12 protein-coding genes and 2 tRNA genes are annotated in these 14,820 nt (G+C 54.4%); 6 read left to right on the top strand and 8 right to left on the bottom strand.

From position 1 onward, the window contains the following. Positions 1-23 precede the first annotated feature (23 nt). Complete coding sequence (gene gltX, locus ABEH87_RS14605) at positions 24-1,433, top strand: glutamate--tRNA ligase (protein WP_346577209.1); 1,410 nt, start codon at positions 24-26, stop codon at positions 1,431-1,433. A gap of 46 nt (positions 1,434-1,479) precedes the next feature. Here the strand turns inward: gltX and ABEH87_RS14600 are convergent, their stop codons facing one another. Both ABEH87_RS14600 and ABEH87_RS14595 read right to left on the bottom strand, forming a co-directional pair. Further along, entirely contained in the window at positions 1,480-1,830 is a 351-nt protein-coding gene (locus tag ABEH87_RS14600; protein WP_346577207.1) for a YfeC-like transcriptional regulator, read from the bottom strand. A 173-nt stretch (positions 1,831-2,003) separates the two neighbouring features. Next, positions 2,004-2,792 carry a formate/nitrite transporter family protein gene (locus tag ABEH87_RS14595; RefSeq protein ID WP_346577205.1) on the bottom strand — a complete coding sequence of 263 codons (789 nt, stop codon included), beginning with the start codon at positions 2,790-2,792 and terminating at the stop codon, positions 2,004-2,006. 351 nt (positions 2,793-3,143) lie between these two features. On the opposite strand from ABEH87_RS14595, the gene ABEH87_RS14590 reads away from it, so the two are divergent. After that, a tRNA-Ala gene (locus ABEH87_RS14590) sits at positions 3,144-3,219 on the top strand. Between the two features lie 50 nt (positions 3,220-3,269). After that, positions 3,270-3,345, top strand: a tRNA-Ala gene (locus ABEH87_RS14585). 209 nt (positions 3,346-3,554) lie between these two features. Here the strand turns inward: ABEH87_RS14585 and ABEH87_RS14580 are convergent. Next, entirely contained in the window at positions 3,555-4,739 is a 1,185-nt protein-coding gene (locus ABEH87_RS14580; protein WP_346577203.1) for a NupC/NupG family nucleoside CNT transporter, read from the bottom strand. 439 nt (positions 4,740-5,178) lie between these two features. Between ABEH87_RS14580 and ABEH87_RS14575 the strand changes: the two genes are divergently transcribed. Beyond that, on the top strand, positions 5,179-6,417 hold the full coding sequence (locus tag ABEH87_RS14575) for an Nramp family divalent metal transporter (protein WP_346577201.1): 1,239 nt from the start codon (positions 5,179-5,181) through the stop codon (positions 6,415-6,417). 35 nt (positions 6,418-6,452) lie between these two features. On the opposite strand, the gene ABEH87_RS14570 is transcribed toward ABEH87_RS14575, so the two are convergent. Further along, positions 6,453-6,821 carry a DUF2502 domain-containing protein gene (locus ABEH87_RS14570; protein WP_346577199.1) on the bottom strand — a complete coding sequence of 123 codons (369 nt, stop codon included), beginning with the start codon at positions 6,819-6,821 and terminating at the stop codon, positions 6,453-6,455. A gap of 224 nt (positions 6,822-7,045) precedes the next feature. After that, the gene (mgrA, locus tag ABEH87_RS14565; protein ID WP_346577198.1) at positions 7,046-8,035 is read right to left on the bottom strand and encodes an L-glyceraldehyde 3-phosphate reductase; all 990 of its coding nucleotides are present in this window, start codon (positions 8,033-8,035) and stop codon (positions 7,046-7,048) included. 206 nt (positions 8,036-8,241) lie between these two features. On the opposite strand from mgrA, the gene ABEH87_RS14560 reads away from it, so the two are divergent. Beyond that, positions 8,242-9,894, top strand: coding sequence for a thiamine pyrophosphate-binding protein (locus ABEH87_RS14560; RefSeq protein ID WP_346577196.1), 1,653 nt, complete (start codon positions 8,242-8,244; stop codon positions 9,892-9,894). A gap of 95 nt (positions 9,895-9,989) precedes the next feature. Next, positions 9,990-10,958, top strand: a complete 969-nt coding sequence (glk, locus tag ABEH87_RS14555) for a glucokinase (RefSeq protein ID WP_346577194.1) — start codon at positions 9,990-9,992, stop codon at positions 10,956-10,958. A 30-nt stretch (positions 10,959-10,988) separates the two neighbouring features. Here glk and ABEH87_RS14550 read toward each other — a convergent pair whose 3' ends face one another. The 3 genes from ABEH87_RS14550 to ABEH87_RS14540 form a co-directional block, all read right to left on the bottom strand. After that, a complete protein-coding gene (locus tag ABEH87_RS14550; protein ID WP_346577192.1) occupies positions 10,989-11,717 on the bottom strand; it encodes a LytTR family DNA-binding domain-containing protein in 729 nt (242 codons plus the stop codon). Positions 11,718-11,730: 13 nt separating this feature from the next. Next, complete coding sequence (locus tag ABEH87_RS14545) at positions 11,731-13,413, bottom strand: sensor histidine kinase (protein WP_346577513.1); 1,683 nt, start codon at positions 13,411-13,413, stop codon at positions 11,731-11,733. Between the two features lie 136 nt (positions 13,414-13,549). Continuing rightward, positions 13,550-14,791: a DUF1479 domain-containing protein gene (locus ABEH87_RS14540; RefSeq protein WP_346577190.1), complete on the bottom strand. Its 1,242-nt coding sequence runs from the start codon at positions 14,789-14,791 to the stop codon at positions 13,550-13,552. Positions 14,792-14,820: the final 29 nt, after the last annotated feature.

Genomic DNA, 14,820 nt, shown 5'->3' with positions numbered 1-14,820 from the left:
CCGCGTAATTAAGGCATTCATTAATGAAAATCAAAACCCGCTTCGCTCCCAGCCCAACTGGTTACCTCCACGTTGGCGGCGCTCGTACCGCACTTTACTCCTGGCTCTTTGCCCGTAATCACGGCGGTGAGTTTGTGCTGCGTATTGAAGACACCGACCTGGAGCGTTCAACTCAGCAGGCGATCGATGCCATTATGGATGGCATGAACTGGCTAAATCTCGACTGGGATGAGGGCCCGTACTACCAGACCAAACGTTTTGACCGCTATAACGCGGTGATCGATCAGATGCTGGAAGCGGGCAGCGCTTATAAGTGTTACTGCTCGAAGGAGCGCCTGGAAGCGCTGCGCGAAAACCAGATGGCTAACAATGAGAAGCCACGTTATGACGGCCGCTGCCGCGACAGCCATGAACACCATGCCGATGATGAACCTTGTGTGGTGCGTTTTCGCAACCCGCAGGAAGGCTCCGTTATCTTTGATGACCAGATCCGTGGCCCGATTGAGTTCAGCAACCAGGAGCTTGACGATCTGATCATTCGCCGTACCGACGGTGCACCAACCTATAACTTCTGCGTGGTTATCGATGACTGGGATATGGAAATCACCCACGTTATCCGCGGTGAAGACCATATCAATAACACCCCGCGTCAGATCAACATTCTGAAAGCGATTGGTGCGCAGGTGCCGGTGTATGCACACGTGTCGATGATCCTCGGCGATGACGGTAAAAAACTGTCAAAACGCCACGGCGCGGTGGGCGTGATGCAGTACCGTGATGACGGCTATCTGCCGGAGGCACTGCTGAACTATCTGGTTCGCCTTGGGTGGTCGCACGGCGATCAGGAAATTTTCACCCTCGATGAGATGAAAAAGCTGTTCGACCTGGATGCGGTCAGCAAATCTGCCAGCGCATTTAATACCGAAAAGCTTCAGTGGCTGAACCATCACTACATCAACAGCCTGGCACCTGAATATGTGGCGACGCATCTGCAGTGGCATATTGAACAGGAAAATATCGACACCCGTACCGGCCCTGAGCTGGCGCAGCTGGTGAAACTGCTCGGTGAGCGTTGTAAAACGCTGAAAGAGATGGCCGCTTCGTGCCGCTATTTCTACGAAGAGTTTGACGAGTTTGATGCCGATGCGGCGAAAAAACACCTGCGCCCGGTGGCGCGTCAGCCGCTGGAAGTGGTACGTGACAAACTGGCGGCAATAACTGACTGGACGACAGAAAACGTCCATCAGGCCATTCAGGCAACGGCTGATGAGCTGGAAGTCGGGATGGGGAAAGTCGGAATGCCTCTGCGTGTTGCTGTCACCGGTGCCGGGCAGTCCCCTGCGCTGGATGTGACCGTACAGGCTATCGGGCGTTCGCGCAGCGTAGCGCGTATTGAGAAAGCGCTGGCGTTTATTTCCACGCGCGAAGTCTGATCGCAGAAAAAATAAAAACCGGCCAGTTTACTGGCCGGTTTTTTTTTCAATTGCTGATACCCAGTCGTTGTAAAATCCCCTGAATACCTTCACGCAGCAGCATCGCTGCCAGTTTATCTTGTTCTTCACTGCTCAATTGCTGCATTGAAGTAATTAACAGCGCGGGAAGCGAATTTTGGCTCACACGATATTGGGCATTAGGCTCTGCAGCATGGCGTGTGGATTTAAGAAATACTTTCACGCGTTCATCAATATGAATCATTCGTGCCTTTCCACCCTGAACACCGGGTTTAGGTGCGGTGGTCCAGTTCTCTTTCTTAACCCACTTATTAATCGTCTGTCTGCTAAAACCTGTTTGCTGTGCCAGTTCTTCCGGCGTTAACCAATCCTTTTTCACATTCATGTCCCTTTTTGCCGAATAAAGTCATTAGCATATTACAACAATTCATCACGCGAACAACTAACACAAATTACTAACCTTGGCATAATGAAGAGCAAAAAATAGGGGCTGGATCGCGAAATAGGGGCTGGATCGCGAAATACCCCCTGCAACCGCAGGGGATAAGGGGGTTAGCGTGAAACGGGGCTTTCTGCCAGAGGTGCACGAAATGCGACAAAGTAGGCCAGACCAACAAATATGGCCCCGCCAATGGCATTACCGAGGAATACCGCAACAAAGTTAGGCAAATATTCACCCCAGCTCAGGTATCCGGCAAAAATGGCGGCAGGAACGATAAACATGTTCGCCACCACGTGCTGGAAGCCAATCGCGACGAAGGCCATGATCGGGAACCACATCCCGAAAATCTTACCGACCACATCCTTACTGGCAAACGCCATCCAGGTCGCCAGGCACACCAGCCAGTTACAGCCGATGCCAGAAATAAAGGCATGCAGGAAATCAGCATTCACTTTCGCACTGGCTATTGCGACAGTTTTTTTCAGGTAGTCACCTTCAGTCATGCCCAGCATATGGCCAAAGAACCATGCGATAGTGACGCTGCCAATAAAGTTGGCCAGGGTCACCCAGAACCAGTTACGCATAACGCTGAGCGCGCTTATCTGGCGTGCAAACCAGGCGACGGGCAGCAGCATCATATTACCCGTCAGTAATTCACCACCGGCCAGTACGGTAAGGATGATTCCTACCGGGAATACAGCTGCACCCAACAGTGTTCCAAATGAACCCCAGTCCGCAGGCAGTTGGTTAACCACGTGAATATAGAGTAAGAAGCCAAATGCGATAAAAGCACCGGCAAGGAATCCCAGAATAAGGAGGGAAGAAACGGGGGTACGGCTTTTGATCACGCCCGCCTGAACGGCGACGGCTGAAATCTCTTTTGGAGTGTGCAAAGACATGTTCGCTCTGGTGTCATAAATACTGGAAAAAGCGCCAAATTCCGCAGAGCGCTGAAACAGGCTTTCATCCAGCGCAGAGCGGGCGTGGCAACAAAAAATCCGGCGCAGTTTTGCATGGTCGTTTAACAAAAACAAGTAGCTTTTAACCTTGTTATTAACGTGTAATTAACAGAATAAGGCGAACGACGATGTGCTGATTGCCGGGGGGTATCTGAAAACAGTGAGTTAGCGCTTTTAGCACCGCGTTGGCGGCTTTTTCAACGATCAATCGCAGATTGTTATTTTGCCGTTGACACCAACCCCGCTGTTTCATATTATCCCCGCCGTCAACACGACACGGTTTTTCGGCTTGGGGGTATAGCTCAGCTGGGAGAGCGCTTGCATGGCATGCAAGAGGTCAGCGGTTCGATCCCGCTTATCTCCACCAAATCTTTACCAGAAGATGAGGCGGCAGCGAAAAACCGGGAATTTAGATGTGGGGGTATAGCTCAGCTGGGAGAGCGCTTGCATGGCATGCAAGAGGTCAGCGGTTCGATCCCGCTTATCTCCACCAAATTCTTAATCTATCTGCTTTACCCCATAATCTGCTCAGGCGGATTTTTTTTCGTCTCTATTTTCCCTCGGATTCATCTCCTGTGACAGGCGCCATCTTTTCATCCCTTATTTAAGCGGCAGAGTGACGTGTTAAAGCAGGGAAGAGGAGCAGATGAAGGAAAGGGCAGGGGCAGGAAAGAAAACGGGGCCAGAGGCCCCGTCAGGACGTTACAGAACCAGACCGGCAATCGATGCAGACAGCACGCTCACCAGGGTGGAACCGTACAGCAGTTTCAGACCAAAGCGGGAAACTACGTTACCCTGCTCCTCATGCAGACCTTTAATCGCACCGGCGACGATACCGATAGACGAGAAGTTAGCGAAGGAGACCAGGAATACCGACAGGATGCCTTCACCGCGTGGTGACAGCGTACCGGCAATTTTCTGCAGGTCCATCATCGCCACAAACTCGTTAGACACCAGCTTGGTAGCCATAATACTGCCCACCTGCAGGGCTTCATGGCTCGGTACGCCCATCATCCAGGCAAACGGGAAGAAGACATAGCCGAGGATCCCCTGGAAGCTGATACCGAAAATGGTATCGAACAGGGCGTTGATCGCGGAGATCAGGGCAATAAAGCCAATCAGCATGGCGGCAACAATCACGGCCACTTTGAAACCGGCCAGAATGTATTCACCCAGCATTTCAAAGAAGCTCTGACCTTCATGGGTGTTACCCAGCTTCAGGTCTTCTTCGCTGTCTACGCGGTACGGGTTAATCAGTGACAGCACGATAAAGGTACTGAACATATTCAGCACCAGCGCGGCGACCACGTACTTTGGCTGCAACATAGTCATATAAGCGCCGACAATTGACATGGAAACCGTCGACATTGCCGTCGCTGCCATGGTGTACATGCGGCGCTCAGACATTTTTCCGAGGATATCTTTATAAGCAATAAAGTTTTCTGACTGCCCCAAAATCAGCGAACTTACTGCGTTGAAAGATTCCAGTTTACCCATGCCGTTGACCTTCGACAGCACGGTACCGATCGCGCGGATGATGATCGGCAGGATACGGAAGTGCTGCAAAATACCAATCAGTGCTGAAATAAACACGATAGGGCAAAGGACATTGAGCCAGAAGAACGCCAGTCCTTTATCACTCATATTGCCGAAGACGAAGTTGGTTCCCTGCGCCGCATAGTGCAGCAGCTTTTCGAACAAATCGGAGAAACCTTTGACAAAACCCAGGCCAGCTTCAGAGTTGAGGAAGAACCAGGCCAGCAGTACTTCGATAACTAAAAGCTGTAAGACAAAACGCACACGGATATTTTTACGATCGCGACTGACCAACAGGGCCAGTACGGTGATCACCGCCAGTGCCAAAGCAAAGTGTAGAATGCGGGACATGTTTGCTCCAAATTTGAGGGCTGTTATATTTCGTTGCACATTCTATGTAACAAGACCGGGAAAAACGAGATCTACACCGCAATATAACAATTCCCTATTGCAGTAGATTGCAGAAAAGCATGAGCCGTCACATGTTTTCACCAAACTTTAACAGGCCAGACCTTTTTTAAGCATGTTATCCCCGATCTGGCCCTCACTGGCAATCGTTGTTTGTTTAAAAAATAACCCTTTAGCTGGTAAGTGATTTCCGAATAACCTACAGTAAAAAGAGTTGCTCATTTTTTGAGTTTCCCGTAGTTTATTTTGGAGTATAGCCTTTGCTATAACTTATAGCGCGGGCTATCACAACGATAGAAACAACCCATCTGGCTGGACTTGATGATTGTCGTCAATTTGCAGCAGGATGGTCGCCAGGCGTATTGCATCAGGGGTAATCACTATGTTCGGAAGCCGCACTGCGGAGCAGAACATTCGCAGTAGTCGTAAAATCAAGTTTGCCTTAATGGGGCCAGCCTTTATCGCGGCAATTGGCTACATCGACCCCGGCAACTTTGCCACCAATATTCAGGCTGGTGCCTCCTACGGCTATACCCTGCTGTGGGTGGTGGTCTGGGCCAACATTATGGCGATGGTCATTCAGCTGATGTCAGCCAAACTCGGCATTGCCACCGGAAAAAACCTGGCCGAGCACATCCGCGATCGCTTCCCGCGTCCGGCGGTATGGTTTTACTGGGTTCAGGCCGAGATCATCGCCATGGCGACCGATCTGGCGGAATTTATCGGTGCAGCGATCGGCTTTAAACTGGTGTTCGGCGTCAGTTTGCTGCAGGGCGCGATGCTCACCGGGGTCGCGACCTTCCTGATCCTGATGCTGCAAAGCCGTGGGCAAAAGCCGCTGGAACTGGTCATCGGCGGGCTGCTGCTGTTTGTCGCAGCGGCCTATGTCATAGAGCTGTTTTTCTCGCAGCCCAAAGTTGTCGATTTGATACACGGCATGGCGGTGCCTTCGCTACCGACGGCCGATGCCGTCCTGCTGGCGGCAGGCGTCCTGGGGGCGACGATTATGCCTCACGTCATTTATCTGCACTCGTCGCTAACGCAAAAGGATGAGGGCGGTACGCGTGCCCAGCGTTATTCCTCTACCAAGCTGGATGTGGCGATTGCCATGACGATTGCGGGCTTTGTTAACCTGGCGATGATGGCGACGGCCGCAGCAACGTTCCACTTCAGCGGTCACAGTGGTATTGCCGATCTTGACCAGGCTTACCTGACGCTTGATCCTTTACTGGGCAAAGCGGCGGCGATGGTATTTGGCCTGAGCCTGCTGGCGGCGGGGTTATCATCCACGGTGGTGGGCACGATGGCCGGGCAGGTGGTCATGCAGGGGTTTATTCGTTTCCATATCCCACTGCTGGTGCGCCGCGTCGTGACCATGCTCCCTTCCTTTATTGTGATTATGGCGGGCTGGGAACCGACACGCATTCTGGTGATGAGCCAGGTGCTGTTGAGCTTCGGGATTGCTCTGGCGCTGGTGCCGCTGCTGGCATTTACCGGCAACCGCCAGCTGATGGGGGATATGGTGAATTCCCGGCTGATGCAGAATATTGGCTGGGGGATTGTGGCGGTGGTGGTGGTGCTTAACGGTTACCTGCTGGTCGCCATGGCGATGAATCTGTAGGGGCGGCGGCATGCCGCCGCCCAGTGCAATTAAGGTTACCAGCGGTCGTGGCGGTCGCGGTCGTGATGACGGCGTTCATCTTCATGATGGCGCCATTCGCGGCGTCGGTCATGGTCGCGCCAGCGACGTTCCCTTTCCCATTCATGATGGCGGCGCATTTCTTCATGGCGTCGCCACTGTTCATGTCGCCACCAGCGTCCTTCATCGTAGCGATAGTTATTGCGCCACCAGTGATTGTCGCGCCAGCGGCCACCATCCCAGTAGCGGCCCCGATCGTCGCGATCGCCTAAATGCAAAGTAATGCCCGGAGCCAGAGTGATACGAGCGCTGTCGGCGTAAGCTGTGTGTACCGCCAGCGGGGATAAACTTGCCAGCAAAGTGGCAACAAGCAATAAGCGTTTCATATTATCTCCTTTATCGGTGGCCTGACTTCTCCACCGTAGCTGCACAATATAAACAGATGTGCGCCGTTACGCCTGGCGAACTCCGAAAAAAAGTGAAACGCGTTGCTTTGGGATTTATCTGGAAGAGGGGAACGGCGGGCTGTAAGGGGCGATCGTCTGTCTGGATGCCCCTTCAGCAGCAGGTGCCGATCGTTTGATCTGACGATCGGCCTTTAATAACAATACTAAGCGAGAATAGCGTCAATCTGCGCCAGCTCTTGCGCGCTGAAGTGGCGGTTATCCAGCATCTGTACGGCATCATCAATCTGGCTGGTTTTACTGGCGCCGATCAGCACCGAGGTCACCCGGTCACCGCGCAGCACCCAGGCCAGCGCCATCTGCGACAGTTTCTGCCCACGGCCCTGTGCCAGCGCGTTCAACCGCTGAACTTTATCCATCTTTTCCGGCGTCAGCTGATCGCCGCTCAGAAAACGGCTGCCGCTGGCGGCGCGGGAATCGTCAGGGATCCCCTGCAGATAGCGGTCTGTCAGCATCCCCCCGGCCAGCGGCGAGAAGGCGATACTGCCGACACCCCGTTCTCCCAGCACGTCCAGCAGGGCAGCTTCCGGAGCGCGTTCGAACAGGGAATATTTCGGCTGGTGGATCAGGCACGGGGTGCCAAGATCTTTTAACAGCGCAATCGCCTGAGCGGCCAGTTCTGCTGGGTAGTTGGACAGGCCGACATACAGCGCTTTACCCTGGCGAACCAGATGGTCGAGCGCGGTCATCGTCTCTTCCAGCGGCGTTTCTGCGTCCGGGCGGTGGTGATAAAAAATATCCACGTACTCAACGCCCATCCGCTTCAGGCTCTGATCGAGGCTGGAAATCAGATACTTACGTGAACCCCAGTCACCGTAGGGACCATCCCACATGGTGTATCCCGCCTTGCTGGAAAGCACCAGCTCGTCGCGATAGCCACGGAAATCTTCGCGCAGAATACGGCCAAAGTTCTCCTCGGCAGAGCCCGGAGGCGGGCCATAGTTATTGGCCAGATCGAAATGAGTGATACCGTTATCAAAAGCATGACGCAGCAGGTCACGACTGTTATCCACGCGCGTGCTGTCACCAAAGTTATGCCACAAACCAAGGGAAATAGCCGGAAGCTTCAGGCCGCTGCGTCCGCAACGGTGATAGGTCATTTTCTCATAACGCTGAGCATCTGCTTGATAAACCATGAATAAATCCTGTGGTGAGAACAAAGGGGCCGTAGAAAAGCATAGCAGTGTATACGGTTACACTCACGGAAAGCGCGGGGTGGATCGCAACTTAAAGATAATTCTGACCGGCGTAACGATCCGTTGCCACCCAGCCCGATGAGTTTCCTGTAACAGGGTAAAAATAATCGTCAATACTCAAGTGAAACTGCCAGCAGGAGCAAACGATGAACAGACACACCGTTGGAGATTATCTTCTTGCGCGTTTAAATGAGATCGGTATTGACCATCTTTTTGGCGTGCCGGGGGATTACAACCTGCAGTTTCTCGACCACGTGATTGACCATCCCCGCCTTGCCTGGGTGGGCTGTGCCAACGAGTTGAATGCCGCCTATGCCGCTGACGGTTACGCCCGCTGTCGCGGCGCTGCGGCGCTGCTGACCACCTTCGGCGTCGGGGAGTTAAGTGCGATTAACGGCGTGGCGGGCAGCTATGCTGAATATTTACCGGTGGTGCACATTGTCGGTGCGCCTTCGCAAACGTCACAACGCCAGGGGGAGCTGCTCCATCACACTCTGGGAGACGGGGATTTCAACCACTTCCTGCGTATGCATCAGGAAATCTCGGTGGCGACCAGCATCCTGACGGCAGACAACGCGGCAGAGGAAATTGACCGGCTGTTGTGCTGCGCATTAACGCAGCGCCGTCCGGTCTATCTGCTGCTGGCGACTAATGTTGCGGAAAGCCCGCTGTCGCCGCCCGCAGCACCTTTAACTTTCCCACAGCAGATTGACCGGCAGCAGCTGGCTGCCTTCAGCGATGCCGCCGAAACGCTGCTGGCGGCAGCCGGTAGCGTTGCGATGCTGGCCGATTTTCTTGCCGATCGTGCCGGGCAACAGGCGCGCCTGCACAGCTGGCTGGCCGAGGTCCCCATGCCGTTTGCCACTCTGCTGATGGGGAAGAGCGTACTGCCGGAGTGGCAGTATGGTTTTGCCGGCACCTATTCGGGGGCCTCCAGCGCAGAGAGTACCCGTGTTGCCATCGAGCAGAGCGATGTGCTCATCGCCATTGGCGTGAAATATACCGATACCATTACCGCCGGCTTCACCCAGCAGATTACCCAGAGCAGAACCATTGAAGTGGGATTACACCAGTGCCGGGTGGCGGAACATCAGTTTGACGGTGTTCCTATGGCGGCGGCGCTGGAAGTATTGCATCGGCTGGCGCGTCAGTATGGCCAGGGCTGGGAGCGGGGTATCGTCGCTCCGCCACAGCTGGAAGCGTCACTCTCCGACAGCCTGACTCAGTGTACTTTCTGGCAGGCCATTCAGGACTTTTTGCGTCCCGGAGATATCGTACTGGCGGACCAGGGAACGGCGGCGTTTGGCGCGGCCGCCCTGCGCCTGCCGCAGGGCGCTCGTCTGCTGGTGCAACCGCTGTGGGGGTCGATCGGCTATACGCTGCCAGCGGCGTTTGGCGCGCAAGTCGCACAGCCGCAGCAGCGGATCGTGCTGATTATTGGCGACGGTTCCGCCCAGCTGACGGTGCAGGAACTGGGGACGATGCTGCGTGACGGCCAGAACCCGGTGATTTTCCTGCTCAATAATGCGGGCTACACCGTTGAACGGGCGATCCACGGTGCGCAGCAGCGTTATAACGATATTGCCAGCTGGGACTGGACGCGCCTGCCGCAGGCGCTGAACGTTAACAGTCAGGCACAGAGCTGGCGTGTCACGCAGACCGTACAGCTGCGGGAGGTGATGGCGCTGCTGGGCGAGACGCCACACCTGTCGCTGGTGGAGGTGGTGCTGCCGCAGGATGATATTCCTCCGTTACTGGCGTCCGTCACGCAAGCACTGCATCAGCGTAACAGTCGTTAAGCGCGTAAAAGCCTGTAATTCAGATGACACCTTGATGCAACGCGAATTTTTTTGGGTATAGTGTGTTTAATTGACTTGAGTGGAGCAGAACAATAATGACCAGCTATGCCCTGGTAGGTGATGTTGGCGGGACAAATGCGCGCCTGGCACTGTGTGACGTTGATAACGGTGAGATATCACAGGCCAAAACGTTTTCCACCGCAGAGTATGACAATCTCGAAGCGGTGATCCGCGCCTATCTTGATGAACAGCAGCAGCAGGATATCAAGCATGGCAGTATCGCCATTGCCTGTCCGATCACCGAAGACTGGGTGGAGATGACCAATCACGACTGGGCATTTTCAACCAGTAAAATGAAAGCCAGCCTCGGTTTTGAAACGCTGGAAATCATCAACGATTTTACCGCCGTGTCGATGGCGATCCCGATGCTGACGGAACAGGATGTGTTGCAGTTCGGAGGCGCAGCGCCGGTGCAGGATAAGCCGGTCGCAGTGTATGGTGCAGGAACCGGCCTGGGGGTGGCGCATCTGGTACATGTGGATCAACGCTGGGTCAGCCTGCCGGGCGAAGGCGGGCACGTTGATTTCGCCGCCAATAGCGAAGAAGAAGATCAGATTCTGGAAGTGCTGCGTGAAGAGCTGGGCCATGTCTCTGCCGAGCGGGTGCTCTCCGGCAGCGGGCTGGTCAACCTCTATCGGGCGATTGTTAAATCAGATGACCGGGTGCCAGAAAATCTGAAACCCCGTGATGTCACCGAACGCGCGCTGCAGGACAGCTGTACCGACTGCCGCCGTGCGCTGTCGATGTTTTGCGTGATTATGGGGCGTTTTGGCGGCAATCTGGCGCTGAATCTTGGCACTTTCGGCGGCGTGTATATCGCCGGAGGGATTGTTCCACGCTTCCTGGAGTTCTTTAAAGCGTCCGGTTTTCGGGCGGCATTTGAGGACAAAGGTCGGTTTAAAGATTATGTCTCAGGCATTCCTGTTTATCTGATCACCCACGATCAGCCAGGCCTGCTCGGTGCGGGTGCACACCTGCGTCAGAAGCTGGGTCTGGTGCTGTAATTCCTGCCGTTTGTCAGCTGGTGCTGCCGCTTACAGCCGCATCAGCTGACGAAACTCTTTGACCTTACTGCGGCTGACGGGCACCTGAAATTCAAGATCGCGCAGCTTGAGAATATAGGTGTTGTTGAACCAGGGTTCGATCTCTCTGATCTTACTGAGATTAATGCAGTAAGAGCGGTGGCAGCGGAAGAAGTATTCATCCGGTAACCTGCTGCAAAATTCGGTGATATTCATCGACATCACATACTCTTCCCGCCGCGTATAAACAAACGTCAGCTTCTCGTGAGCTTCCGCATAGTAGATATCATTGATATCGGTAACGATAATGCGCTCATCTTTCACCAGGTTAATGGTGTGCGGTGCCGCTCGTGCGGCGGTCTGGCTGAGAGCGGGATGACTTTGCGCATGGTTTTCCAGCTTGCGCAGCAGGGTGATAATGCGCATTTCGGACCACGGCTTAAGAATATAGTCGAAGGCTTCCAGCTCAAAGGCTTCCACCGCATGTTCTTTGTAGGCGGTAATAAACACAATCAGCGGTTTACTGGCAAACTTACTGATATTTTGCGCCAGCAGCATGCCGTCAAGCGAGGGGATGTTGATATCAAGGAAGATCACATCCACCTGATGAGTTTGCAAATATTTCAGCACGTCCAGCCCGTCATCAAACGTCGCTTCAATCGAGATCTGACTGTGCTCACGGATCAGCCAGCTTAACTCCTGCTGGGCAAGAAACTCGTCTTCTACAATGATTGCTTTCACACCGTCTCCCGGTTCAGGCTAATGAGGTCGTGGATTTTTCCGGCAGGCCGGCACCGTTTTTGCTGATATAGAAGGCAATTTCAGTGCCCGGATTCAGACGATGGATATGTAGCCCTTCGCCGTACAGCAGTTTTACCCGGTGGTGCACATTGAGCAGACCAATCTTGTTACCCGGCATTTCGTTGTTCTTCACCCGCGCCACCACCTCTTCACTGATACCGTGTCCGGTGTCGCGCACCGCAATACGTATGCGGTCGCCCTGGTCGTGGATGCTCAGCGTGACCACCCCCTTGCCACGGCAGGGATGGATGCCGTGCACAATGGCGTTCTCGATCAGCGGCTGGATCAGCAGGCTGGGCAGGGAGCAGCTCACGTCTTCTTCAATATCGTAGATCACCGTCAGCTTATCGCCGAAGCGCGCCTGTTCAATGGCGATGTAGTCCTTGATTTGATACAGCTCCTTTTTGATGTCGATGATCTCGTCATCGTTCAGCTCAAGGTTATAACGCAGGTAACGTGACAGGTTGGTGATCAGCTGGCGCGCCGTGTCCGGATTAATGCGAATGGATGACGAGATGGCATTCAGGGCGTTAAACAGAAAGTGAGGGTTGATCTTACTCTGCAACGCGCGCAGCTCGGCCTTGTTAGCCATTTCCCGCAGCTGCTCGGCGCGTGATACCTCCAGCTGAGTGGAGATAATCTGCGACAGACCGACCGCCATCTCCTTCAGCGACCAGGTGATGCGGTGAGCGTGACGGTAGTAGATCTTCAGCGTCCCGGTGACCTCGCCTTTCTCCCACAGCGGGATGACAATCATCGAGTGAATTTCCGGGGTGCGGTGGGCTTCGTCGTTATTTTTAATAATGATTTTCCCCTCCGTAATCGCCGCCGTGGTCGTCGGGCTGATGCCGTCGTCCCCGTCGCGGTAGTTCTCTTCGCCCACGCCAACATAGGCGAGGATCTGCCGGGTGTTGGTCATTGCCACCGCATCGGCATTGATGTCGTCGCGGATGATATGACAAACCTGACGCAGAGAATGGCTGTTAATCTGGCGAAACAGCGGCAGGGTTTTATTGGCAATATCCAGCGCAAGCTTCGCCTGGCGTGCCGCGATGGCCTCTTTCTCGCCCTCCACACTCTGCACCAGCAGCACGATCAGACCGATGCTCACGGCACCGAGGATCATCGGGATGGCGATTTCTGAAACAATATCCAGGCCGAGCGAGGTGGGGGAGGCCCATAAAACAATCAGCAGCATGGTCAGTGATTCACAGGCCATACCGCCAATGATCCCCATACTCCAGCGCTTCTCTTTCACCACTTTCAGGTTGATCCAGCCGGAGACGATACCGGCAACAATACTGGTGATCAGACAGGGCACCGAGGTGACGCCATCAATATCAATCAGGAAGCGGTGTAACCCGGCAATGACCCCGGTGGCAATGCCAACCCAGGGGCCGAAGAGGATCCCGCCAGACATGATGGCAATGGTACGTACGTTGACCAGTGAGCCTTCGACATTGACGCCGGTCCAGGTGCTGAACAGGGCAAACAGGGAAAAAATCGCCGTCACGGCGAACAGCTCCTGGCGCGAATGCTCATCTTTTTGCAACAGCTGGCGGAAATGACGGGTACGGGTAATAAAGAACAGGCAGATTAACATCAGCGCTGCGCGGTCAAACACGGCGAGCAACATCTCAAACATCGAATGCACGGGCGTCTCGGCTGGTGGGGATAATGCGCCTATGATAGGGAAAGTGCGGGGGATGTGCCAGTCTGGTTGCCCCGGAGGGCCGGTTCAGTCCGGGCGAGGCGCGCCTCGCCCGTTGCGGCTACGACAGCATCTGTTTTTTACCCAGCGGGGTGAGATCCTGCTCTGTTGCCCGTCCGATAAAATCGACTTCAAAGTTGTCGGCAGCAAAGTCAGGTGGCGAACGTCCGTCAACAAAGGCCGGCCACTGACGTTGCAGATAGGCGGCATTTTTTTCACACCACGGTGCGGCGGCGATATACATCACGTTGCTGTCGAATTCACCCTGATGCTCATTTTCCACGGCGTGAACCACGTCGCAGTGCCAGAATACCGTGTCACCGGGTTCCATATCGGGAATAGAGGAAAAACCTTCAAGTAAAAGAGGATGGAATTTTTCACTCACTGACAGAGCACGGCCCGGCGCGGCACCGCACAGGTCATCCTCAGCGACATCATCCTGTAAGGCGCGCAGTAAAATCCACGCCATCGCATTGGCAATCGGCAGCAGTTTTAACGTACCGCCGTGCTGGCGCTGCGGCGTCAATGCAGTCCAGCCCTGGAAAGTACGGAACATTGAGCAGACGGCGGGGGACGGAAACTCGCGCACTTCGGTGCGCATTTCGGCATCAAAAGGATTGTACTGCTGCCAGTTGCCGCTAAACACATGGCGGTAAACGTGACGGAAATTTTCATCCAACCAGCGCTCCAGCGAGCCGCCGTCAACGTGCGGAGATAAACCGAGCGAGCCGGAGTGCGGCGGACGGCGGCGAATACGGTCGGCATAGCTGACGATGCGCGTCGGGTCGAAGTGTTGCTCACCCTGACTGTCAGTTTGCCAGAGCGAATTGAGGAACACCTGCACTGCCTGCATGCGCGCATCCTGCCGTGCCTGCACCTGCGGCTGCGACCAGTAGACGCCGTAAATCTGCGGTTTTCCCTGCTTCAAATCACCGAAATAGTTGTCTTCCGCCGCATTTTTTAATTTATCGACAAACTGATTGTCGTCAAGATAGCGGCCAATGTCGTCATTCCACGCGCTGGCCTGCGTCCGGGAAAAGACGCCGCGTACCGTGCAGCAGCCGCGCTGGCGGATAAGGTTCTTTTGCTGCTCGCTGACCCGGTGATGGAGGATGTCGTCGGCCTCAAGCTGTGGCACCGGATGTTCACCGCGCTGCTGTTCAGCGTGAAGTGCGTCAATCTGCCGACGCATATCGTTATTCAGTTCGGCAAAGACTTCGCGATAGTGAGGAAGCTGCTGGCGGAGCTGTTTTTTGACGGTGCGAATGGCGTCAGGAATATTGTCAATTTTAAGGTGCGTCATTGTCGTTCTCCTGTAACAAATTCATTATC

Origin of the sequence: Erwinia sp. Eh17-17 (assembly GCF_039675725.1) — a bacterium.
In the GTDB taxonomy this organism is placed as follows: domain Bacteria; phylum Pseudomonadota; class Gammaproteobacteria; order Enterobacterales; family Enterobacteriaceae; genus Erwinia.
The sequence above is the reverse complement of the archived record's forward strand: the minus strand, read 5'-3'. Positions and strand labels throughout refer to the sequence as shown.